This window comes from Clostridium moutaii (assembly GCF_041205085.1).
Lineage (GTDB): Bacteria > Bacillota > Clostridia > Clostridiales > Clostridiaceae > Clostridium_B > Clostridium_B moutaii.
The window spans coordinates 23,194-45,130 of sequence record NZ_JBGEWD010000022.1 but is presented as its reverse complement, the minus strand read 5'-3'; the positions used below and the strand labels follow the sequence as shown (position 1 = coordinate 45,130).

The following is a 21,937-nucleotide window of genomic DNA, read 5'->3' as shown; positions in this document are numbered from 1 at the left end:
GAAGAACAGTTGGTTCTGGTGTTGTAACTAAAATAGTTCAGTAATCAACGTAAAATGTTATAAATTTTGAATGAAGAAGGAAAGAGTATACTCTTCCCTTCTTTATAAATTGTAATATAAATTTTATACTTGTCAGAAATAAAAATTTATTGTATAATTAAGAGGTTGTGATGTTATAACAGCGATGAGGCAAGAGGTTGCCGGGCTTCCGGGTAATTCTTGACTGAGTATATCGTGGTCTTGAACCAGGTGACGGTGCTTTTGTAAAGGGGTGTTTTGCATAAATTGCATGAAACGCCAGGAACAGTTTACAGAATGTATCCGCTGTTGTACGTAAGAAGCATAGCGTGCATGAAAAGGAGGGAATAATAATGGCAAAACAAAAAATAAGAATAAGATTGAAGGCTTTTGATCATACCATATTGGATCAATCATCTGAGAGGATAGTAGAAACTGCTAAATCCACAGGAGCGAAGGTAGCTGGGCCAGTACCATTACCTACCGAAAAAGATATAGTTACAATTTTAAGAGCTCCGCATAAATATAAGGATTCAAGAGAGCAATTTGAGATAAGAACTCATAAAAGACTTATAGATATAATAAGCCCATCGCCTAAGACTGTTGATGCATTGATGAGGCTAGACTTGCCAGCAGGTGTTGATATTGAAATAAAATTATAATTCAGATTTATTACTGACTATTATGACCGTTTATACGATCCGCTAATATGTTTAGGAGGTGCATGTAAATGAAAAAAGGTATATTGGGTAGAAAACTAGGTATGACCCAAATATTTGATGAAAAAGGGAAAGTAATTCCTGTTACAGTTATTGAAGCAGGTCCTTGTGTAGTTATACAAAAGAAAGCAGTAGAAAAAGATGGATATGATGCTATACAGGTTGGATTTGGTGATATAAGAGAGAAACTTGTTAATAAGCCATTGAAAGGGCATTTCGCAAAATCAGGTGTTTCTTTAAAAAGATTTGTAAAAGAATTTAAACTTGAAAATGCAAGTGAATATGAAGCAGGACAAGAAATAAAGGTGGATATATTTGCTGAGGGTGATAAAGTTGATGTATCAGGAGTTTCAAAAGGTAAGGGATTCCAGGGAACTATAAGAAGATGGAATGCTCAAAGAGGACCAATGTCCCATGGTTCAAAATTTCATAGAGCTGTTGGTTCAATGGGAGCTTCATCAGATCCATCTAGGACTTTTAAGAATATGAAAATGCCAGGACATATGGGTAATAGAAATACTACAGTATTGAATTTACAAATTGCAAAGGTGATCCCTGAGAAAAATATTATTTTAATAAAAGGTGGAGTACCAGGACCTAACAAAAGTTTTGTAACAATACAAAATACTGTTAAGGCTTAATTTTAGTAGAAAGGAGGATGCAGAATGCCTAAAGTAGGATTATTTAATAAAGAAGGTAAAAAAGTTGGAGATTTTGAGTTGTCAGATAATGTATTTGGAGCTAAAATAAATCAATATGCTGTTCATCAAGTAGTGGTAGCATTGCTTGCAAATAAGAGACAGGGAACACAATCAGCAAAAACTAGAGCTGAGGTTTCTGGAGGTGGAATTAAACCTTGGAGACAAAAGGGAACTGGTAGGGCAAGACAGGGTTCTATAAGAGCACCACAGTGGATTCACGGTGGTATAGTTTTTGCAGTAAAACCGAGGAGTTATAGAATTTCAGTTCCGAAATCAGCTCGAAGGGTAGCTATGAAATCTGCTCTATCTAGCAAGGTTGAAGAAAATGAAATAATAATTCTGGATAATTTAGAGGTGGATGCTCCAAAAACAAAGGAAATAGTAAAATTGTTGAGTGTTTTTGATGCAAAGAAAACATTAATTGTTACAGCTGAATCAAATCAAAATATATATAGGTCAGCAAGAAACATACCGGGGGTATCGGTTATTCCTGCTAATAATTTGAATGTCTATGATTTGCTGAAGTTTGAAAAACTTATAATAACTAAGGATGCTGTATCAAAGATTGAGGAGGTGTATGCATAATGAAATATACTAATTATGATATTATAAAAAGACCTGTTATAACAGAAAAAAGTATGGGTTATATGAATAATAAAAAATACACCTTTATAGTTGATATACGTGCTAATAAATCAATGATAAAAAAAGCTGTAGAAGATGTATTTGGAGTAACTGTTGAGATTGTGAATACAGCAAGATATGTAGGAAAGAAAAAAAGAGTTGGCGTTCATATTGGGAAAAGACCTGATTATAAAAAAGCTATTGTTAAACTTACTGAAGATAGTAAAACTATAGAATTTTTTGAAGGAATGCAGCAATAAATAAAGCAGTTATTGGAGAAATCCAGATAAGCGAAAAAAGGAGGGAATACCGTTATGGCAATTAAAAAATTTAAACCTACTACACCTTCAAGAAGACATATGACAGTAAATGCATTTGAAGAAATAACTACAGATGTACCAGAAAGATCACTTCTTGTAGCTTTGAAAAGAAGCGGTGGTAGAAATGCTCACGGTAAAATATCAGTTCGTCATATAGGTGGCGGAGCAAAACAAAAATACAGATTAATAGATTTTAAAAGAAATAAAGATGGAATACCAGCAAAGGTATCCACTATAGAATATGATCCTAATAGATCGGCTTTTATAGCTCTTGTAGTTTATGTAGATGGTGAAAAAAGATACATAATAGCTCCAGTGGGTTTAAAGGTTGGAGATGTAATAGTATCAGGATCAGATGCAGATATAAAGACAGGAAATTGCCTTCCACTTTCAAATATACCTGTTGGTACAATAATTCACAATGTAGAATTACAAATGGGAAAGGGAGCACAACTTGTAAGATCAGCAGGAGCTTCTGCTCAGCTTATGGCTAAGGAAGGACAATATGCTACATTAAGACTTCCAAGCGGCGAGATGAGACATGTAAGGATAGAATGTAGAGCAACTATTGGAACAGTTTCCAATTTAACTCATGAAATAGTTAATATAGGTAAGGCAGGAAGAAAGAGACACATGGGAATAAGACCAACAGTCAGAGGTTCCGTAATGAATCCTAATGACCATCCACATGGTGGTGGTGAAGGAAAAGCACCAGTAGGACACCCAGGACCACTTACTCCATGGGGAAAACCTGCTCTTGGATTTAAAACCAGAAAACATAATAAGTATTCAGATAAACTTATAGTAAAAAGAAGAAATAGTAAATAGTTTGGAGAGAATGTATGTTCTCTTCACTGGGTTGATTAGAAAATTTAAAGTTATTATTGATTCGAATATAAAAAAGTTTTATTTAGATAAATTTTATGAAGGGAGGCTAAAAAGTGAGTAGATCAGTTAAAAAGGGACCTTTTGTCCAGGAATCACTTTTAAAGAAAATAAATGAATTGAATAAAAATGGTGAGAAGAAAGTTATAAAGACATGGTCGAGAAGTTCAACCATATTTCCTCAAATGATAGGTCATACTATAGCAGTACATGATGGAAGAAAACATGTTCCTGTATATATATCAGAAGATATGGTGGGACATAAATTAGGAGAATTTGCATTAACCAGAACATACCGAGGACACTCCGCTGATAAAGCTGATAAGACTGAAAAGACAACTCGTGTTGCTCAATAGGTTAGGAAAGGAGGTAGTGTATAAATGGAAGCTAAGGCTATAGCTAAATATGTAAGAATGTCATCAATGAAAGTAGGAGTCGTGCTTGATTTGGTCAGAGGGAAAAAGGTGAATGAGGCTTTTGCCATATTAAAATATACTCCAAAAGACGGGGCTGTAGTAGTTAATAAACTTTTAAAATCAGCAGTTGCAAATGCAGAAAATAATTTGGACTTAGATAAAGATAATTTATATATTTCAGAAGCATATGCTTGCGAAGGACCAACGTTAAAGAGATTTCAACCACATGCTCAAGGAAGAGCATTTAGAATAAATAAAAGAAGCAGTCACATAACTTTAATAGTTAAGGAAAGAGAGTAAAAAGGAGGGAAATAGATGGGACAGAAAGTACATCCACATGGCTTAAGAGTTGGTGTAATTAAAGACTGGGATGCTAAATGGTATGCAGATAAGAAAAATTTTGCAGATAATCTAGTTGAAGATAATAAAATTAGAACATTTGTAAAGAAAAAAACTGCTATAGCTGGAGTTTCGAAAATTCAGATTGAAAGAGCAGCTAAAAGAGTTAAATTAAATATATTTACAGCTAAGCCTGGTATGATAATAGGAAAAGGCGGTCAAGGAATTGACGCTTTAAAATCCGAACTTCAAAAAATAGTTATAGGGAAAACTATATTAATAAATATAGTTGAAGTAAAGGTAGCAGAGGCTGATGCTCAGCTTATGGCAGAAAATATAGCTCTACAGCTTGTAAAGAGAATATCTTTTAGAAGAGCTATGAAACAAACTCTACAGAGAGCAATGAAGTCTGGTGTCAAAGGAGTTAAAACTACATGTTCAGGAAGACTTGGAGGAGCTGAAATAGCAAGATCCGAATCTTATCATGAAGGTACAATTCCACTTCAGACATTAAGAGCCGATATAGACTATGGATTTGCAGAAGCAGATACAACATATGGAAAAATTGGTGTAAAGGTATGGGTATACAAAGGAGAAATACTCCCAACTAAGAAACCTGTTGAAGATAAGGAAAAAGCTAAAGCATAGGGAAGGAGGAATAGGATATGTTAATGCCTAAAAGGGTTAAGCATCGTAAAGTACAGCGTGGCAGAATGAAGGGCAAAGCAACAAGAGGTAATTTCATAGCATATGGAGATTACGCTATACAGGCTACAGAGTGTGCGTGGATAACCGCTAGCCAGATAGAAGCAGCCAGAATAGCTATAAATAGATATATAAAAAGAGGAGGAAAACTTTGGATAAAGATTTTCCCAGATAAACCAATTACGGAAAAACCTGCTGAAACACGTATGGGCTCTGGTAAAGGAGCACCAGAATATTGGGTAGCAGTTGTTAAACCAGGTAGAATATTGTTTGAACTATCAGGTGTGCCTGAATCAATAGCAAGAGAAGCAATGAGACTTGCATCACACAAATTGCCTATAAAAACTAAATTCGTCACAAGAAAAGATTTTGAAGAAGTGGGTGGTGAAAGCAATGAAGGCTAGAGAATTGCAGGAATTGAGACAAAGCAGCCCTCAAGATTTACAAGCAAAAGTACAGGATCTTAAATCTGAATTATTTAATTTAAGATTTCAATTGGCTACAGGTCAGTTGGAAAATCCGATGAGAATAAAGGAAGTTAAAAAATCTATAGCCCAAATTAAAACCATTCTTAGAGAAGAAGAACTAAGGTCGTTTGAACAATAGGCTGAAAGGAGGTTTATTCTGTGGAAAGAGGATATAGAAAGACAAGGATCGGAAGAGTTATTTCTGATAAGATGGATAAAACTATAGTAGTTGCAGTTGAAACAAAAGTTCGTCATCCACTGTATGGAAAGACGGTTAATAGAACCAGTAAATTTAAGGCTCATGATGAAAAAAATGAGGCAAAGAATGATGATAGAGTATTAATAATGGAAACAAGACCTTTATCTAAGGATAAAAGGTGGAGACTTGTAGAAATAGTAGAAAAGGCTAAATAGTATAATAGCTGAAAGGAGGGTATTTTCGATGATTCAGCAACAAACATTGTTGAAAGTTGCAGATAATTCTGGTGCTAAAGAAATTATGTGTATAAGAGTTTTAGGTGGATCCAGTAGAAAATGGGGAAATATCGGTGATACGATAGTTGCTAGTGTTAAAAGTGCAACACCAGGCGGTGTTGTTAAAAAGGGAGAAGTTGTAAAAGCTGTTATTGTTAGAACCGTAAGAGGTCTTAGAAGAACAGACGGTTCATATATAAAGTTTGATGAAAATGCTGCTGTTATAATAAAGGATGATAAGCAGCCAAGAGGAACTCGTATCTTCGGACCAGTTGCGAGAGAGCTAAGAGATAAGGATTTTAGTAAAATATTATCATTAGCACCTGAAGTTCTATAGATAAGGAGGTGGCTATAATGGCAAAGGTACACGTTAGAAAAAAAGATACAGTGATGGTAATATCGGGTAAAGACAAGGGAAAAACAGGTGAAGTTTTAGCGGTAATGCCTAAAGTAGGAAAAGTTATCGTCAAAGATGTTAATATAATTTCAAAACATCAAAAGCCCAATAAGCAGAATATGGAGGGCGGCATAATTCATAAGGAAGCTCCCATATATAGTTCGAAAGTAATGTTATACTGTGATAAGTGTAAAAATATAACCAGAATAAGTCATAAGATATTGGAAGATGGAACAAAGGTAAGAGTATGTAAAAAGTGCGGAGAAACATTCTAATCTTTGAAAGGAGGGCAAAAATATGAGTTCGAGATTACAGGAAAAGTATAAAAAAGAAGTAGTTCCTGCTTTAATGGAGAAGTTTAAATATACTAATATAATGCAAGCACCAAAGCTTGAAAAAATAGTTATAAATATGGGTGTAGGAGAAGCTAAAGACAATCCAAAGGTTTTAGAATCGGCAGTAAGTGATCTTACTATAATTACAGGACAAAAGCCAGTATTAACTAGGGCCAAGAAATCTATAGCAAATTTTAAAATAAGAGAAAATATGCCTATAGGATGTAAAGTCACTTTGAGAAAACAATATATGTACGAATTTGCAGATAAATTAATGAATGTTGCATTGCCAAGAGTTAGAGATTTTTCAGGAGTTCCGGATAAGTCTTTTGATGGTAGAGGAAATTATTCATTGGGAATTAAAGAACAGTTAATATTCCCCGAGATAGAATATGATAAAATAGATAAGGTAAGAGGCATGGATATAATTTTTGTTACTACAGCTAATACCGATGAAGAAGCAAGAGAATTGCTTAAATTTCTTGGAATGCCATTTGCTCAAAAATAAGGAGGGAAAAACGTGGCACGTAAAGCTTTAATAGAAAAGTGGAAGAAAGAACCTAAGTATGCAACTAGAGCTTATACAAGATGCAGAATATGTGGTAGGCCTCATGCTGTACTTAAAAAATATGGTATATGTCGTATATGTTTTAGACAGCTAGCATATAAAGGCGAAATACCTGGATGTAGAAAAGCAAGCTGGTAAAAAATGTTAGTTATTGATGAAAGGAGGCACAACAAATGGTAATGACTGATCCTATAGCAGATTTACTTACACGTATAAGAAATGCAAATATTGTTAGGCATGAGATGGTAGAAGTACCTTCTTCAACTATTAAGAAGGCAATATTGAATATAATGCTTCAAGAAGGATATATAAAGAATATAGAGGAATATGCAGATGGTTCCGTTAATATGATAAGATTTTCAATGAAATATGGTAAAGATAAAGAGAGAGTTATAACTGGACTTAAGAGGATATCTAAACCAGGATTGAGAGTTTATTGCAGAAAAGAAGAAATACCTAAAGTATTAAACGGTCTTGGAATTGCAGTAGTATCCACTTCCCAAGGTATTGTTACTGATAAAGAAGCAAGAAAATTAGGTGTGGGCGGAGAAGTACTTTGCTACATATGGTAGTAATTCTAAATGTAAGATAAAACTTATGTGGAATATAAAAGAGTAGCAATAATAGTTGTTACTAACCTATGAGTGATACAGGAGGTGTAATGATGTCAAGAATAGGAAGGCTTCCAATAGCTGTTCCAAGTGGTGTCACCGTTACAGTAACGCCAGATAACGTTGTTACTGTAAAAGGACCTAAGGGCCAACTTGTTAAAGCTATGAGAAAAGACATAAATATTACTTTTGAAGATAATACAATAATATGCAAGAGAAACAATGATGAAAAACAGATAAAATCTCTGCATGGACTTACCAGAGCATTAATAAATAATATGGTTATTGGTGTAACTGAAGGATATGCAAAAACATTGGAATTAGTGGGTGTTGGATATAGAGCTCAATTACAGGGTAAAAAATTAGTTTTAAATTTAGGATATTCTCACCCGGTTGAAATAGAGGCAGTTGAAGGTATAACTTTTGAAACACCAGCTGCTACAAAAATTGTGGTAAAAGGTATTGACAAGGAATTAGTAGGATATGTTTCGGCAAACATAAGATCATGGAGAAAACCTGAACCTTACAAAGGAAAGGGAATTAAATATGATGATGAAATTATAAGACGTAAAGAAGGTAAAACTGGTAAGAAGTAGTAGAAAGGAGTGAACCTTATGTTTAAAAAAGATGATAGAAAAAAGTTAAGAACGAAACGTCATCTCAGAGTTCGTAAGAAGATTTTTGGAACAACTGAAAAACCAAGACTTTCGGTATATAGAAGTGATAAAAATATATATGCCCAAATAATAGATGATATAAAGGGAGCAACTCTGGTTTCTGCTTCAAGTTTAGATAAGGAATTTCAAGGTATAGGAAGCAACAGGGAAGCAGCAAAAGTTGTTGGAGAAATTATAGCCAAGAAAGCTATTGAAAAGGGAATTAAAGAAGTGGTTTTTGATAGAGGCGGATATATATATCATGGAAGAGTACAAAATCTAGCTGAGGGAGCAAGAGAAGCTGGATTGGAATTTTAAAAGAGGAGGAAAGTAAATGAGAATCGATCCTAGCACTTTAAATCTTAAAGAAAAAGTTGTATTTATAAATAGAGTTGCTAAGGTTGTTAAAGGTGGTAGAAACTTTAGATTTAGTGCCCTAGTTGTAGTAGGCGACGAAAACGGCCATGTAGGAGTAGGAACAGGAAAATCTATAGAAATACCCGAAGCAATCAGAAAAGGAATAGAAGATGCAAAGAAAAATTTGATTGATGTTCCAATTTTCGGTACAACAGTACCACATGATATAACAGGTCAATTTGGAACAGGAAAAGTATTTATAATGACGGCACCTGAAGGTACTGGAATTATAGCAGGCGGACCTTCTAGAGCAGTGCTTGAACTTGCAGGATTAAAGGATGTTAGAGCAAAATCAGTTGGTTCTAATAATCCAAGAAATATGGTAAATGCTACTATTGATGGTTTATCACGACTAAAGACAGCAGAACATATAGCTAGTCTTAGAGGTAAAACTGTCGAAGAGATTTTAGGTTAGGAGGGAATGACCTTGGCTAAACTTAAAATAACTTTAAAGAAAAGTTTAATAGGCAGAAAAAAAGATCACATTGCTACTGTTAATGCTCTTGGATTAAAGAAAATAGGCAAAGCTGTAGAGCAAGAGGATACTCCTCAGTTAAGAGGCATGATCAAAAAAGTTAGCTATCTTTTAGATGTAGAGGAAGCGTAGTACAGAGGAGGTGTAAGTATAAATGAAACTTCATGAGTTAAAACCAGCAGAAGGATCAAGAAAATCACGTAAGAGGATTGGAAGAGGTACTGGTTCAGGTTTTGGAAGAAATTCTGGAAAAGGTGAAAACGGACAGAAGTCCAGATCTGGTGGCGGAGTAAGAATAGGATTTGAAGGCGGACAAATGCCGCTTTATAGAAGAATTCCTAAAAGAGGATTCACTAATATATTTGCAAAAGAGTATTTTGAATTAAATGTTGAGAAACTTAACATATTTGAAGACGGCACAGAAGTTACACCGGAATTACTTTTAGAAAAAAGAATTATAAAAAGGTCTAAAAACGGATTGAAGATACTTGGAAATGGTGAATTGCAGAAGAAGCTTATAGTAAAAGCAGCCAAATTTACAAAAACTGCGGCAGAAAAAATAGAAACGGCTGGAGGAAAAGTAGAGGTGATATAAGGTGCTATCGACCTTACGTAATGCTTGGAAGGTTCCTGAATTAAGAAAAAGATTGCTATTTACTATATTTATGGTAATAATATTTAGATTAGGTAACTTTATTCCTGTTCCGGGAATTGATACCGCTAAATTAGCTGATTTAACTACCAATGGATCGTTGTTCGGGTTTTATGATCTTTTAGCAGGAGGTGCATTTAGCAGATTTAGTATATTTGCTATGGGAGTTATCCCTTTTATCAATTCCTCCATTATAATGCAGCTGCTTACAGTAGCAGTTCCTCGTTTAGAGCAATTATCTAAAGAGGGAGAGGAAGGAAGAAAGAAGATACAGGAATATACAAGGTATGCTTCAATACCACTGGGGGTAATTCAAAGTTTCAGTATATATGCTATAATAAGTAGAGCTGGTGCGCTTGTAGATCCATCTGATAAAATAAGCATATTTATGATAATATTTACTGTAACTGTGGCATCAACATTTCTTATGTGGCTTGGTGATAAAATTACACAACATGGTATTGGAAATGGAATTTCTCTTATAATATTTGTAAATATTATTTCAAGATTTCCATCTGCTGTGTCCAGTACATTCAATCTTCAACAGGTTGGAACAGTTAATTTTGTGGAATTGATAGGACTTGGGGCAGTAATAATCTTGCTGTTTATAGCAGTTGTAATGATGAGTTTATCTGAAAGAAGAATTCCTATACAATATGCAGGCAAAACTAATGGTGGCAGAATGTATAAGGGACAGTCAACACATATTCCCATTAATGTAAATGGAGCAGCTGTTATTGGAATTATATTTGCCATATCAGTCATGCAGTTTCCAACTACCATAGGTCAATTTTGGCCTGATTCAGCTTTTAATAAATTTATAACAATAAGCTCATTCAGTCCATTTAAAGAAAGTAATTGGGAATATTCGGTACTTTACTTCTTGTTGACAATTTTTTTCACTTGGTTTTATACGGAAGTTACTCTTAAGCCTGAAGAAATGGCTGAGAATATGAATAAATCATCTGGATTTATACCAGGAATAAGACCAGGAGAGCCAACAACCATATTTATAGAAAGGGTCTTAGCTAGAGTATCAGTTTTAGGAGGAGCTTTTGCTGGTATAGTGGCAATATCACCTATAATAGCAGAAACTTACACTAATTTTAAAGGCATATATTTTGGCGGAACAGGATTGCTTATCATAGTAAATGTTGCTATTGAAACTATAAGGCAGATAGAATCACAATTAGTAATGCGTCATTATCGCGGATTTTTGAATTAATAAATTATTTTGGAGATGATGCAATTTGAAGATAATTTTATTAGGGCCTCCGGGGGCGGGAAAAGGAACTCAAGCTAAATTTATTAGCGAGAAGTATTTTATACCACATATATCCACTGGAGATATATTTAGAAAAAATATTTCAGAAAAAACCCCTCTTGGAATTGAGGCTAAAAAGTATTTAGACGAAGGAAAATTAGTACCTGATGAAGTTACTATAAATATAATGAAAAATAGATTAGGTATGGATGATTGTAAAAATGGATTTTTATTAGACGGATTTCCAAGGACGGTAACCCAAGCTAAAGCTTTAGATTTGTTTCTAAATGGCATAGATCAACAGATAGATAAAGTTCTTCTTATAGATGTTCCAAAAGGATTGATCTTTGACAGGATGACAGGAAGAAGAGTTTGTCCATCTTGTGGTGCTAGCTATCACATAAAATTTAATCCACCTAAAATTGAGGGAAAATGTGATGTATGTAACAGTGATATTGTGCAGAGGAAGGATGATACACAGTCTACTGTAAAAGACAGACTGGATGTATATGATAAACAGACAGAGCCTCTGATTGGTTACTATAAGAGTCAAGGTGTACTTTCAATAGTAAATGGTACTGGTGAGATAAATGAAGTTTTTCAAAATGTGAAAAATATTTTGAAAGATATTCATAGATGATAATGATTTAGAAATTTATATTATTTAGTTTATGGGATACCACGGTGGAACTTGATAAAATATAGAATAACTATTAAAGAGTTGGATAGAATTTCAAAAGTCAGGAATGAATTCTAAGATTATTAAAGGGAATAGTGTGTTAGTTATATAACCAGTGATGAACATAGAAACCTATGTTATGTAAAAGCAATATGGAATAATTGGATTATTGTTACTGCAGTTATGAGTCCAAGAGCTCATTGTTAAAGTTACGTGTTATTTTAAAAATGTTTTTAATATATTGATTTAATACGATGTTGACTAATGTGAATTAAAAGAGTATAATACTGTGTTTATGATATATTAAGATTAGTATTAAATGATATTTTTGCAGTCAGCAATAACAAGGAGGTTTGATTACCTTATGTCAAAAGATGACGTTATTGAAATGCAGGGTACTGTTTTAGAAGCGTTACCTAATGCAATGTTTGAAGTAGAATTGGAAAGCGGACATAAAATATTGGCACATATATCGGGTAAATTGAGAATGAATTTTATAAGAATACTTCCAGGCGATAAAGTTACAGTGGAACTTTCACCCTATGATTTAACTCGGGGAAGAATAACCTGGAGAGCAAAGTAATTAAGAGGAGGGTTAGCTATGAAAGTAAGGCCATCAGTTAAGCCTATGTGTGAAAAATGTAAGATCATAAAGCGAAAGGGAAGAGTAATGGTTATCTGTGAAAACCCTAAGCATAAACAAAAGCAAGGATAAAATTAGCTAAAAGTGAGATTAAGTATAAAGTATATGTTATAGATAAAAATATGTGCTAAGTTAATATTTTTATAATGTAAATTTTACGCTAATCATGTTTTAAGGTGCGGCTGCAACAGAATATGCATATATTCTGTTGGCTTTAAAACTTTATATAATAAATATAAATAAATTAATCCTTATCCATTAGATACTCAGGAGGTGTAAATTTTAATGGCAAGAATAGCAGGTATTGACCTACCAAAAGAAAAAAGAGTTGAAATAGGTCTCACTTATATATATGGCATAGGTTTGCCAACTTCTCAAAAAATCCTAAAGGAAGTTAGTGTAAATCCAGATACTCGAGTTAAGGATCTAACAGAAGAAGAAGTTAATTCATTAAGAAATTATATTAAGAATTTAAGAATTGAAGGCGATTTAAGAAGAGAAGTTGCCCTTAATATAAAGAGATTAATAGAGATAGGTTCATATAGAGGAATAAGGCATAGAAAAGGTCTACCAGTTAGAGGACAAAAAACCAAGACCAATGCAAGAACGAGAAAAGGTCCAAAGAAAATGGTAGGAGCTAAGAGGAAAATAGTAAAATAATAAGGAGGTAGGGAAATGGCAGCTGGAAAAGTTAAGAAGACAACTAGAAGAAAAAAAGAAAGAAAAAATGTTGAACATGGTTGTGCACATATAAGATCAACTTTTAATAATTCAATAGTTACCATCACAGATGCTGTTGGGAATACTTTATCTTGGGCCAGTGCAGGTGGTTTGGGATTTAAAGGTTCCAGAAAAAGCACACCATTTGCCGCACAAATGGCAGCTGAGACATCTGCTAAGGCAGCTATGGAGCATGGGTTAAGAAGCATTGAAGTGTATGTTAAGGGACCAGGCGCAGGTAGAGAAGCAGCAATAAGATCACTTCAAGCAGCTGGACTTGAAGTTACTTTGATTAAAGATGTTACTCCAATACCACATAATGGTTGCAGACCACCAAAGAGAAGAAGAGTTTAGTAACAGGAGGTGTAAATTTTAATGGCAAGATATACTGGGTCAGTATGTAGACTTTGTAGAAGAGAAGGTTTAAAACTATTCCTCAAAGGGGATAGATGTTATACAGATAAATGTGCATTTTCAAGAAGAGGATATGCACCAGGGCAGCACGGTCAGGGAAGAAAGAAAGTATCTAACTATGGTTTACAATTAAGAGAGAAACAGAAGGCTAAGAGAATATACGGAATATTAGAAGGACAATTTAGAAAGTACTATGAAAAGGCTGATAGAAAAAAGGGTATAACAGGTGAAAACTTGTTGGTTTTACTTGAAACAAGGCTTGATAACATAGTTTACAAATTAGGATATGGTCAATCAAGAGCAGAGGCTAGACAATTAGTAACTCATGGTCATTTCTTAGTTAATGGTAAAAAGGTGGATATACCTTCTTTCAAAGTGTCAGTTAATGATACGGTAACTGTGTGTGATAGAAGCAAGGCATCAGAAAAGTTTAAGACTTTTGCAGAAAATCCTAAAACTTTACCAGTTTGGTTAGAGGGAGATATAGAAAACTTTCAGGGAAAAGTTGTTAGAGAACCATCAAGAGATGAGATAGATGTTCCTGTTAACGAAACATTAATAGTAGAGTTATATAGTAGGTAATTAATATAGAATCAGTTGCCCTCAAGGATACATTATTAGATAAATAGAAGGAGGGTTATATTCATGTTAGAAATAGAAAAACCCAAAATTGAATGTGTTGAAACTAGCGAAGATGGTAGCTACGGAAAATTTGTAGTGGAACCATTGGAGAGAGGTTATGGTATTACTCTTGGAAATGCACTTAGAAGGATTCTTCTTTCTTCACTTCCAGGAGTGGCTGCTAATTATGTAAAGATAGATGGTGTGCTTCATGAATTTTCAACTGTGCGTGGAGTAAAAGAAGACGTGACAGAGTTAATTCTAAATATAAAGGAATTGGCTTTAAAGATGAATGGAGAGGGCCCTAAAACTATATATATAGATGCCCAAGGACCAGGAGAAGTTGTAGCAGGAGACATAAAAACAGACGGCGATGTTGAAATAGTTAATGGAGATTTACATATAGCTACTCTGGATGAAGATGCTAAACTCTATATGGAAATTACTGTCAACAGCGGCAGGGGATATGTTTCTCAGGCAAAAAATAAATCTGAAAATATGCCAATAGGTACAATCCCTGTGGATTCAATATATACACCTATTAAAAGGGTTAATTTTGCTGTGGAAAATACAAGGGTTGGTCAGATAACTGATTATGATAAATTATCATTAGAAGTGTGGACGAATGGAACCATATTGCCAGATGAAGCTGTAAGTTTATCGGCTAAAATTCTCATAGAACATTTTAAATTATTTATGACTTTGACTGATCATGCTAATAATGTAGAGATAATGGTTGAAAAAGAAGAAGATAAGAAAGAAAAAGTTCTTGAAATGACAATAGAAGAACTGGAACTTTCTGTAAGAAGTTATAATTGTTTAAAGAGAGCTGGTATAAATACGGTACAGGAATTAACTGAGAGAACAATGGATGATATGATGAAAGTTAGAAATTTAGGTAAAAAGTCTTTAGAAGAAGTTGAACAAAAACTTGACGCTTTGGGATTATCATTGAAACAAAATGAAGATTAAGAAGTATGAAAAAAAAGATCCGATAGGCTTATTTAATAACAACAGTAAGGAGGGATATAAATGGCACAATACCGTAAGTTAGGGCGACCATCTGATCAAAGAAGAGCTATGCTTAGAAATCTTGTTACTAGTTTTTTGAAGCACGGAAAGATACAGACAACGGATACTAGGGCAAAGGAAACAAGAAATATAGCAGAAAAGATGATAACTCTTGCTAAAAGAGGAGATCTTCATGCTAGGAGACAGGTACTTTCTTTTGTAACTGAAGAAGAAGTTGTAAAAAATTTATTTGCCGACATAGCTCCTAAGTATGCTGAAAGAAATGGTGGCTACACTAGAATGTATAAAATAGGTCCAAGAAGAGGCGATGGAGCCGAAGTAGTTATACTAGAGTTAGTATAAGATAGAGGGATTAAGTAAGCTAGCTTAATCCCTGTTTTTCTATAAAATGCTATCTATAAAATACTGGTTAAGTTTTATGATTCATCCAATTAGCGAGGTGTTTCTATGGAAAAAAAGATGATAGTATGTGAAGATGTAAAATATAAGTATGAAGATAATGATGGAGAAAACTCCAAATTGGCTATAGACGATGTTAACTTTCAAGTAGAAAAAGGCGAATTTCTTGTTATTTTAGGCAGAAATGGTTCAGGGAAGTCCACTATAGCAAAACATATGAATGCACTATTAAACCCAACTAGTGGTAAAGTATATGTAGAAGGTCTGGATACATCAGATGAAAAAAATACTTGGAGTATTAGAAATAAGGCGGGAATGGTTTTTCAAAACCCGGATAACCAAATAGTTGCTACTATTGTAGAAGAAGATGTCGCTTTTGGACCGGAAAATTTAGGTGTACCTCCTGAGGAAATAAGATTAAGAGTTGATGAATGCTTAAAAAGAGTACATATGTATGAATATAGAAAACATGCACCTCATTTACTTTCAGGGGGCCAGAAACAAAGAGTGGCCATAGCGGGAGTACTTGCTATGAGACCAGATTGTATAATATTTGATGAATCTACCGCAATGTTGGATCCCTCGGGTAGACAGGAAGTACTAAAAACCATAAAAGAGATAAATGGCAAATATGGTATGACTGTAATTTTAATCACTCATTATATGGAGGAAGCAGTGAATGCTGATAGGATAATTGTTATGGATAAAGGAAAAATTATTATGAAAGGTTCCCCTAGAAATATATTTAGTCAAGTAGCCAAAATGAAAAATATTGGACTCGATGTACCACAGATGACCGAATTGGCTTATGAACTTAGAAATAGTGGAGTAAATATTAGATCTGATATATTAACTATAGATGAGATGGTGAGTGAATTATGTCAATTAAAATAGAAAATTTGACTCATGTCTATATGAAGGGTTCACCTTTCGAGAAAAAGGCATTGGATAATGTAAGTATTGAAATCAGAGAGGGAGAATTTGTTGCCCTTATAGGACACACAGGTTCGGGAAAATCAACACTTATTCAACATATAAATGGACTTTTAAAACCGAGTTCTGGGAGAATCATAATAGATGATGTAGATATTACTGAAAAAAAGATCAATTTGAACTTTATCAGAAAAAAAGTAGGACTTGTATTTCAATATCCAGAATACCAATTGTTTGAGGAAACTGTAGAAAAAGATATTGCCTTTGGCCCAAAAAATTTAGGGTTGAGTAATGAGGACATAAATAAAAGGGTAAAAAGGGCCATGAATATGGTGGGTTTGGAATATGAAGAATATAAGGATAAATCTCCTTTTGAATTAAGTGGTGGACAAAAGAGAAGAGTGGCCATAGCAGGGGTAGTTGCCATGGAGCCTAGAGTGCTTATATTGGATGAGCCTACTGCAGGACTTGATCCTAAAGGTAGAGATGATATTCTAGGAGAAATAAAGGATTTGCATAATGAATACAATATGACCATAATACTTGTATCCCATAGCATGGAAGATGTAGCTAAACTTGCAGATAGGATAATAGTAATGAATCAGGGAAAATGTATACTGGATGGATCACCAACAAAGGTTTTTAACGAGGTTGATACCTTAGAAAGCGTAGGGCTTGCAGTGCCACAAGTGACTTATATGGTAAAAAAACTCAGGCAAAAAGGAATAAATATATCAAAAGATGTATTTACAGTACAACAAGCAAAAAAGGAATTGCTTAAAATACTCAATAAATGTTAGGAGAGCTAGTAAATGATTAAAGATATTACAATAGGACAGTATATACCCGGAGATTCTTTTGTTCATAAGTTGGATCCAAGAGTTAAGATATTGATATCTTTAATATACATTGTGGATTTGTTTATAGTAAATAGCTTTAAGGGATATATATTTATAGTACTATTTACTATAATTTCAATACTAATATCTAAGGTACAGATCGTATATATATATAAGGGACTTAAGCCTATATTGATTTTGGTGCTTATAACTGCAGTATTAAATATGTTTATGACAGGCGGCGTTAATCCACCATTATTTAAATGGAAGTTCTTCGTAGTATATAAAGAAGGATTGATCATGGCTGCATTTATGACTCTTAGGCTTATATTTTTAATTATAGGAACATCACTTTTAACATTGACTACATCTCCAATTGAATTGACTGATGGCATAGAAAAACTTTTAAATCCAATGAAAAAAATAGGTGTACCTGCCCATGAGCTTGCTATGATGATGACTATTGCCCTTAGATTTATACCAACTTTAATGGATGAAACGGATAAGATAATGAAGGCCCAAATGGCAAGAGGGGCAGATTTTCAATCTGGAAATATTATTCAAAGAGCTAAAAGTCTTGTACCAATTTTAGTTCCACTTTTTATAAGTTCCTTTAGGAGGGCGGATGAATTGGCTATGGCCATGGAAGCCAGGTGCTATAGAGGAGGAGAAGGTAGAACTAGAATGAAACAGCTTAGATTAACTAATAGAGATTTTATAGCGTCAGCATGTACTTTAGCACTAGTATTTATTTCGGTGTTGGGTAGAGTGTGGTGGAGTTGATGAAAAATATTAAATTGATAATAGAATATGATGGTACCAGTTATTCCGGGTGGCAGAGGCAAAAAAATGCTGTTACAATTCAACAAAAGATAGAAGATGCGATTAAAAAGACTACAGGTAGCTTTTCAGAGGTTATAGGAGCCAGCAGAACTGATGCAGGAGTTCATGCTAGAGGATTCGTATGTAACTTTTTTACCAACAGTAAAATACCTGCACCAAACTTTAAAATGGCATTAAACGGGGTGCTACCAGAAGATATAGTTGTACTAAGCTCTGAAAGGGTGGATAATAGTTTTCATTCTAGATTTCATAGTATAGGTAAAAAATATATTTATACCATAATAACAGGTGATAATAGACCGGTTATAGGAAGACAATATGTCTATTATTTTAGAATGAAACTGGATATAGAAAAAATCCGGACAGCATGTAAATATTTTGAGGGAATACATGACTTTTCTGCCTTTAAGAAAAAGGGAAGTTCAGCTAGATCTTCTATAAGAACCATAAGAGAGATGACAGTTACAGAGCAGGGAAAGCTGATTAAGTTTAATGTAATTGGGGATGGATTTTTGTATAATATGGTAAGAATAATGGTAGGTACCCTTTTGGAGGTAGGAGTAGGAAAATTTAAACCAGAATATATAAAAGATATTTTAAAATCAAAGGATAGATCAAAGGCGGGCAAACCTGTACCTGCAGTAGGTCTTTGTCTTGAAAAGGTATTTTATTGATTGACACGCCAGGATCATTGTATTATAATATAAATGTTTGTATTTTGATTATAAAGGATCCACTAGCCCCGGATCTTTCTATAGAGAATCGTTGTTAGAATTCGAAAATTTTTTATTTGTGAAATTAGAAAATAGCCAATTAGGAGAGGAGTTGAAAACCGTTAGTTTTTAACGGGAAAGCCATGAAATCATATATAGCAAAACCTCAGGAAATTGAAAGAAAATGGTATGTTGTTGATGCTGCAGGAAAACCACTTGGAAGAGTGGCAAGTCAAGTTGCATCAATATTAAGAGGTAAAAACAAACCTATATTTACACCGCATGTAGATACAGGAGATTTTGTAATAATAATAAATGCTGAAAAAGTAGCTTTAACTGGAAAAAAATTAGATCAAAAAATGCTGAGACATCATTCATTATATCCGGGTGGATTGAAAGAAACACCTTATAGAGATGCTTTGGCAAAGAAACCTGAATTTGTATTTCAGGAAGCTGTAAGAAGAATGCTTCCAAAAGGAGTATTGGGGAAACAGATGTTGAGAAAATTAAAGGTATACAGAGGTTCTGAGCATAATCATCAGGCTCAAAAACCAGAAGTATTAGAATTAAGATATTAGGTGGAGACTGAAGGGAGGATAAAAAATGGCTAAAGTTCAATATTGTGGAACAGGCAGAAGGAAAAAATCAACAGCAAGAGTTAGGCTAGTACCTGGAGAAGGTAAAGTAATTGTAAATAAAAGAAATATAGAAGATTATTTTGGATTGGAAACTTTAAGAGTTATAGTTAATCAACCATTCGCACTGACTTCAACTGGTGGAAAGTTTGATGTACTGGTAAATGTTCATGGAGGAGGATTTACTGGTCAGGCTGGAGCTATACGACATGGTATATCAAGAGCCCTTTTAAAGGCAGATGAAAATCTGAGATTGGAGCTTAAAAAAGCTGGATTATTAACTAGAGATCCTCGAATGAAGGAAAGAAAAAAGTATGGTCTTAAAAAAGCCAGAAGAGCTCCACAATTTTCAAAGAGATAATAAAATTATACTTAAGCTTCTACATATAAAGGTATTTTTACTTTTGCATGTAGGAGCTATTTTAGTTTTACATAAATTGTATTAATATTTTTAAAGATGTAGGTAAAAATATATAGTAAAGCTCTAGAACATTATAGGGAGTGATATAAGTTATATGAAATGGAGAAAAATTAGATTTACTATATTATTAATATTATTGCTTACATTTGGTATAAATAGCTTTTATTCAACCAGGGTATTGGGCAATAATGATGCTATTAGACACCAAAATAAGAATATAATACTGATAGATCCTGGACATGGAGGTATGGATAGTGGAGCTGTGTCAAAGGATGGAGTAATGGAAAAAGAAATAAATTTAAAGATAAGCAATAAGCTAAAGGATAAGTTACTAAAAAGAGGATATAGGGTAGTTATGACTAGAGAACAGGATAAGGGACTTTATACTGAAGAAGGAAGAATAAGAAAGAAAAAGATTGAAGATCTAAATAACAGATGTAAATTGAAAAAAGATACAGAGTGTAATATGTTCATAAGCATACATTTAAATATGTTTCCTCAATCCAAATATTATGGAGCACAGGTTTGGTATTCAAGAAATGAGAACAGTAAAAAACTGGCCGGTATTCTTCAAGACAATTTAATCAGTGATTTGGATAAGAATAATAATAGAGAGGAAAAAGCTGCCTTAAATTCATATAAAGTACTTAGATGCAATGACAGTATACCTTCTGTATTAGTAGAATGTGGTTTTTTATCTAATACAGAAGAAAAAGACAAATTGATAAAAGATGGATATCAGGATAAGATAGCAGAATCCATAGCCAAATCTGTTGACAATTATTATCTTTCTAATTAATATAGATTTATATTGAAAGGGGTAGGTTTTAAACCTGCTCTTTTTAATTTTATCACCTTCAAATTCAATAGATTTGGAGTTAAAGTGAATATGAGTAATTTTCTGAAAATTTTAAATTAACACAAAATCATTTATTGATTTTTATACTGCATTATGATATCCTTTAGATAAAAGTAATGGATTAATCCATTGATCCATTAATCTGACGATTTTGAGGTGATTACCATAGACATTAAAATAGATAAAGATAGTGGAGTGCCCTTATATTTGCAAATCAAAAATAAAATAATGGATTTGGTAAATGGCAATAGTTTAAAAGTAGGAGAAAAAATGCCCACTGAAAGGGAGCTATCCGAAGAGCTTAAGGTAAGTAGAAATACTATAAGTACAGCTTACAATGAATTAGAACAGGATGGGATTTTGAAATCCTATCAAGGAAGAGGAACTTTTGTAGCAGAAGAAGCTAATCCCTGGAAGGTTCAAAATATAAAACAAAAGATAATGAAATTTATAGATCTTGGATTTGAAGAAGCAGTAGAAGCGGGAATGGATGCTGATGAATTTTTGGAGATTGTTACACAAAGGATAAGAGAAAAAAAAGAGCTAATGAGTAAAATAACAGCTGTATATGTGGAGTGTAATATTGAACAGGCTAGAATGTTCAGCAAACAAATTATGGAAAGCACAAATATTAATGTAATTCCATTTACCCTTGATGATATAAGAAATACGAGTGATGCCACCAAACAAATTATAGAAAAAAGCCAGGTTATAATAGCAACTTTTAATCATGTTAATGAAGTGGTTAAATTGACTAGGAGATTTCAAAAAGAAGTAATAGGAGTGGCAATAAATGTGGATTTGGAAACTATAGTCAAGGTTGCAAGGTATCCTAAAGATACTAAGTTTGCGTTTATATGTATTTCAAATGAGTTTATGTTTAAAGCAAGAGGGGCATTGGAAAAAGCCGGACTTGGGGATATGAACATACAATTTACCAATTCTATGAATGAACATGAAATTATAAAAATTATAAATAATGTAGATGTACTCATAGTATCACCAGGAAGGTACAGAGATGTACAGTCACATAATGTAGATAATAAGTGTATAATGAAATTTTTGTATAATCTTGATGACAATTCAGTTAAAGCATTAAAGTCAAAGATAATTGATCTTAAATATCAAAAATGAAACCAATGT

At 33.6% G+C, this 21,937-nt stretch carries 38 protein-coding genes; all 38 read left to right on the top strand.

Annotated elements, in window-relative coordinates; genetic code table 11:
• The first annotated feature begins 368 nt into the window (after window positions 1-368).
• The gene (gene rpsJ / locus AB8U03_RS16160) at window positions 369-680 is read left to right on the top strand and encodes a 30S ribosomal protein S10 (protein WP_455423799.1); all 312 of its coding nucleotides are present in this window, start codon (window positions 369-371) and stop codon (window positions 678-680) included.
• 68 nt (window positions 681-748) lie between these two features.
• On the top strand, window positions 749-1,378 hold the full coding sequence (gene rplC, locus AB8U03_RS16155) for a 50S ribosomal protein L3 (protein WP_369705588.1): 630 nt from the start codon (window positions 749-751) through the stop codon (window positions 1,376-1,378).
• A 24-nt stretch (window positions 1,379-1,402) separates the two neighbouring features.
• Window positions 1,403-2,023 carry a 50S ribosomal protein L4 gene (gene rplD / locus AB8U03_RS16150; RefSeq protein WP_369705587.1) on the top strand — a complete coding sequence of 207 codons (621 nt, stop codon included), beginning with the start codon at window positions 1,403-1,405 and terminating at the stop codon, window positions 2,021-2,023.
• Window positions 2,023-2,322 (top strand): 50S ribosomal protein L23, encoded by a 300-nt coding sequence (rplW, locus tag AB8U03_RS16145; RefSeq protein WP_369705586.1) that lies wholly within the window; start codon window positions 2,023-2,025, stop codon window positions 2,320-2,322. Before rplD ends, rplW begins: the two co-directional genes overlap by 1 nt.
• Window positions 2,323-2,376: 54 nt before the next feature.
• A complete protein-coding gene (rplB, locus tag AB8U03_RS16140) occupies window positions 2,377-3,210 on the top strand; it encodes a 50S ribosomal protein L2 (protein ID WP_369705585.1) in 834 nt (277 codons plus the stop codon).
• Between the two features lie 113 nt (window positions 3,211-3,323).
• Window positions 3,324-3,623, top strand: a complete 300-nt coding sequence (rpsS, locus tag AB8U03_RS16135; protein WP_369705584.1) for a 30S ribosomal protein S19 — start codon at window positions 3,324-3,326, stop codon at window positions 3,621-3,623.
• 24 nt (window positions 3,624-3,647) lie between these two features.
• A complete protein-coding gene (gene rplV, locus AB8U03_RS16130) occupies window positions 3,648-3,983 on the top strand; it encodes a 50S ribosomal protein L22 (protein ID WP_369705583.1) in 336 nt (111 codons plus the stop codon).
• A gap of 15 nt (window positions 3,984-3,998) precedes the next feature.
• On the top strand, window positions 3,999-4,670 hold the full coding sequence (gene rpsC / locus AB8U03_RS16125) for a 30S ribosomal protein S3 (protein WP_369705582.1): 672 nt from the start codon (window positions 3,999-4,001) through the stop codon (window positions 4,668-4,670).
• 17 nt (window positions 4,671-4,687) lie between these two features.
• Window positions 4,688-5,131, top strand: a complete 444-nt coding sequence (rplP, locus tag AB8U03_RS16120) for a 50S ribosomal protein L16 (protein WP_369705581.1) — start codon at window positions 4,688-4,690, stop codon at window positions 5,129-5,131.
• The gene (gene rpmC / locus AB8U03_RS16115; protein ID WP_369705580.1) at window positions 5,121-5,333 is read left to right on the top strand and encodes a 50S ribosomal protein L29; all 213 of its coding nucleotides are present in this window, start codon (window positions 5,121-5,123) and stop codon (window positions 5,331-5,333) included. The genes rplP and rpmC overlap by 11 nt, the downstream gene beginning before the upstream one ends.
• A 20-nt stretch (window positions 5,334-5,353) precedes the next feature.
• Window positions 5,354-5,608, top strand: a complete 255-nt coding sequence (gene rpsQ / locus AB8U03_RS16110; RefSeq protein WP_369705579.1) for a 30S ribosomal protein S17 — start codon at window positions 5,354-5,356, stop codon at window positions 5,606-5,608.
• Window positions 5,609-5,636: 28 nt separating this feature from the next.
• Window positions 5,637-6,005, top strand: coding sequence for a 50S ribosomal protein L14 (rplN, locus tag AB8U03_RS16105; RefSeq protein WP_369705578.1), 369 nt, complete (start codon window positions 5,637-5,639; stop codon window positions 6,003-6,005).
• A 17-nt stretch (window positions 6,006-6,022) separates the two neighbouring features.
• On the top strand, window positions 6,023-6,340 hold the full coding sequence (rplX, locus tag AB8U03_RS16100; protein ID WP_369705577.1) for a 50S ribosomal protein L24: 318 nt from the start codon (window positions 6,023-6,025) through the stop codon (window positions 6,338-6,340).
• 22 nt (window positions 6,341-6,362) lie between these two features.
• Complete coding sequence (gene rplE / locus AB8U03_RS16095; protein WP_369705576.1) at window positions 6,363-6,908, top strand: 50S ribosomal protein L5; 546 nt, start codon at window positions 6,363-6,365, stop codon at window positions 6,906-6,908.
• 12 nt (window positions 6,909-6,920) lie between these two features.
• A complete protein-coding gene (locus AB8U03_RS16090) occupies window positions 6,921-7,106 on the top strand; it encodes a type Z 30S ribosomal protein S14 (protein WP_369705575.1) in 186 nt (61 codons plus the stop codon).
• A 35-nt stretch (window positions 7,107-7,141) separates the two neighbouring features.
• Entirely contained in the window at window positions 7,142-7,540 is a 399-nt protein-coding gene (rpsH, locus tag AB8U03_RS16085) for a 30S ribosomal protein S8 (RefSeq protein WP_369705574.1), read from the top strand.
• Between the two features lie 92 nt (window positions 7,541-7,632).
• Window positions 7,633-8,175, top strand: a complete 543-nt coding sequence (gene rplF, locus AB8U03_RS16080) for a 50S ribosomal protein L6 (protein ID WP_369705591.1) — start codon at window positions 7,633-7,635, stop codon at window positions 8,173-8,175.
• A gap of 18 nt (window positions 8,176-8,193) precedes the next feature.
• Window positions 8,194-8,553 (top strand): 50S ribosomal protein L18, encoded by a 360-nt coding sequence (gene rplR / locus AB8U03_RS16075; RefSeq protein ID WP_369705573.1) that lies wholly within the window; start codon window positions 8,194-8,196, stop codon window positions 8,551-8,553.
• Window positions 8,554-8,569: 16 nt separating this feature from the next.
• The gene (gene rpsE / locus AB8U03_RS16070; protein ID WP_369705572.1) at window positions 8,570-9,067 is read left to right on the top strand and encodes a 30S ribosomal protein S5; all 498 of its coding nucleotides are present in this window, start codon (window positions 8,570-8,572) and stop codon (window positions 9,065-9,067) included.
• Between the two features lie 12 nt (window positions 9,068-9,079).
• Entirely contained in the window at window positions 9,080-9,259 is a 180-nt protein-coding gene (gene rpmD / locus AB8U03_RS16065) for a 50S ribosomal protein L30 (protein ID WP_369705571.1), read from the top strand.
• A gap of 22 nt (window positions 9,260-9,281) precedes the next feature.
• A complete protein-coding gene (rplO, locus tag AB8U03_RS16060) occupies window positions 9,282-9,722 on the top strand; it encodes a 50S ribosomal protein L15 (protein WP_369705570.1) in 441 nt (146 codons plus the stop codon).
• Between the two features lies 1 nt (window position 9,723).
• Window positions 9,724-11,004, top strand: coding sequence for a preprotein translocase subunit SecY (gene secY / locus AB8U03_RS16055; protein ID WP_369705569.1), 1,281 nt, complete (start codon window positions 9,724-9,726; stop codon window positions 11,002-11,004).
• 25 nt (window positions 11,005-11,029) lie between these two features.
• Window positions 11,030-11,683, top strand: a complete 654-nt coding sequence (locus tag AB8U03_RS16050; RefSeq protein WP_369705568.1) for an adenylate kinase — start codon at window positions 11,030-11,032, stop codon at window positions 11,681-11,683.
• 403 nt (window positions 11,684-12,086) lie between these two features.
• Entirely contained in the window at window positions 12,087-12,305 is a 219-nt protein-coding gene (gene infA, locus AB8U03_RS16045; RefSeq protein ID WP_011988826.1) for a translation initiation factor IF-1, read from the top strand.
• A gap of 18 nt (window positions 12,306-12,323) precedes the next feature.
• Window positions 12,324-12,437, top strand: a complete 114-nt coding sequence (gene rpmJ / locus AB8U03_RS16040) for a 50S ribosomal protein L36 (RefSeq protein ID WP_007062395.1) — start codon at window positions 12,324-12,326, stop codon at window positions 12,435-12,437.
• A gap of 213 nt (window positions 12,438-12,650) precedes the next feature.
• Window positions 12,651-13,025: a 30S ribosomal protein S13 gene (gene rpsM, locus AB8U03_RS16035; RefSeq protein ID WP_369705567.1), complete on the top strand. Its 375-nt coding sequence runs from the start codon at window positions 12,651-12,653 to the stop codon at window positions 13,023-13,025.
• A 15-nt stretch (window positions 13,026-13,040) separates the two neighbouring features.
• A complete protein-coding gene (gene rpsK / locus AB8U03_RS16030; protein WP_369705566.1) occupies window positions 13,041-13,439 on the top strand; it encodes a 30S ribosomal protein S11 in 399 nt (132 codons plus the stop codon).
• Between the two features lie 21 nt (window positions 13,440-13,460).
• On the top strand, window positions 13,461-14,081 hold the full coding sequence (gene rpsD / locus AB8U03_RS16025) for a 30S ribosomal protein S4 (protein WP_369705565.1): 621 nt from the start codon (window positions 13,461-13,463) through the stop codon (window positions 14,079-14,081).
• 63 nt (window positions 14,082-14,144) lie between these two features.
• Complete coding sequence (locus AB8U03_RS16020) at window positions 14,145-15,092, top strand: DNA-directed RNA polymerase subunit alpha (RefSeq protein WP_369705564.1); 948 nt, start codon at window positions 14,145-14,147, stop codon at window positions 15,090-15,092.
• Between the two features lie 60 nt (window positions 15,093-15,152).
• Window positions 15,153-15,494: a 50S ribosomal protein L17 gene (rplQ, locus tag AB8U03_RS16015; protein WP_369705563.1), complete on the top strand. Its 342-nt coding sequence runs from the start codon at window positions 15,153-15,155 to the stop codon at window positions 15,492-15,494.
• A gap of 105 nt (window positions 15,495-15,599) precedes the next feature.
• On the top strand, window positions 15,600-16,445 hold the full coding sequence (locus tag AB8U03_RS16010) for an energy-coupling factor transporter ATPase (protein ID WP_369705562.1): 846 nt from the start codon (window positions 15,600-15,602) through the stop codon (window positions 16,443-16,445).
• Complete coding sequence (locus AB8U03_RS16005; RefSeq protein ID WP_369705561.1) at window positions 16,430-17,284, top strand: energy-coupling factor transporter ATPase; 855 nt, start codon at window positions 16,430-16,432, stop codon at window positions 17,282-17,284. The genes AB8U03_RS16010 and AB8U03_RS16005 overlap by 16 nt, the downstream gene beginning before the upstream one ends.
• A gap of 12 nt (window positions 17,285-17,296) precedes the next feature.
• Window positions 17,297-18,106: an energy-coupling factor transporter transmembrane component T family protein gene (locus AB8U03_RS16000; RefSeq protein WP_369705560.1), complete on the top strand. Its 810-nt coding sequence runs from the start codon at window positions 17,297-17,299 to the stop codon at window positions 18,104-18,106.
• On the top strand, window positions 18,106-18,840 hold the full coding sequence (truA, locus tag AB8U03_RS15995; protein ID WP_369705559.1) for a tRNA pseudouridine(38-40) synthase TruA: 735 nt from the start codon (window positions 18,106-18,108) through the stop codon (window positions 18,838-18,840). Before AB8U03_RS16000 ends, truA begins: the two co-directional genes overlap by 1 nt.
• Window positions 18,841-19,022: 182 nt before the next feature.
• Window positions 19,023-19,457: a 50S ribosomal protein L13 gene (gene rplM, locus AB8U03_RS15990; protein ID WP_369705558.1), complete on the top strand. Its 435-nt coding sequence runs from the start codon at window positions 19,023-19,025 to the stop codon at window positions 19,455-19,457.
• A gap of 25 nt (window positions 19,458-19,482) precedes the next feature.
• A complete protein-coding gene (rpsI, locus tag AB8U03_RS15985) occupies window positions 19,483-19,875 on the top strand; it encodes a 30S ribosomal protein S9 (protein WP_369705557.1) in 393 nt (130 codons plus the stop codon).
• 154 nt (window positions 19,876-20,029) lie between these two features.
• A complete protein-coding gene (gene cwlD, locus AB8U03_RS15980) occupies window positions 20,030-20,734 on the top strand; it encodes an N-acetylmuramoyl-L-alanine amidase CwlD (RefSeq protein WP_369705556.1) in 705 nt (234 codons plus the stop codon).
• A gap of 216 nt (window positions 20,735-20,950) precedes the next feature.
• Complete coding sequence (locus AB8U03_RS15975) at window positions 20,951-21,928, top strand: GntR family transcriptional regulator (RefSeq protein ID WP_369705555.1); 978 nt, start codon at window positions 20,951-20,953, stop codon at window positions 21,926-21,928.
• Window positions 21,929-21,937 lie beyond the last annotated feature (9 nt).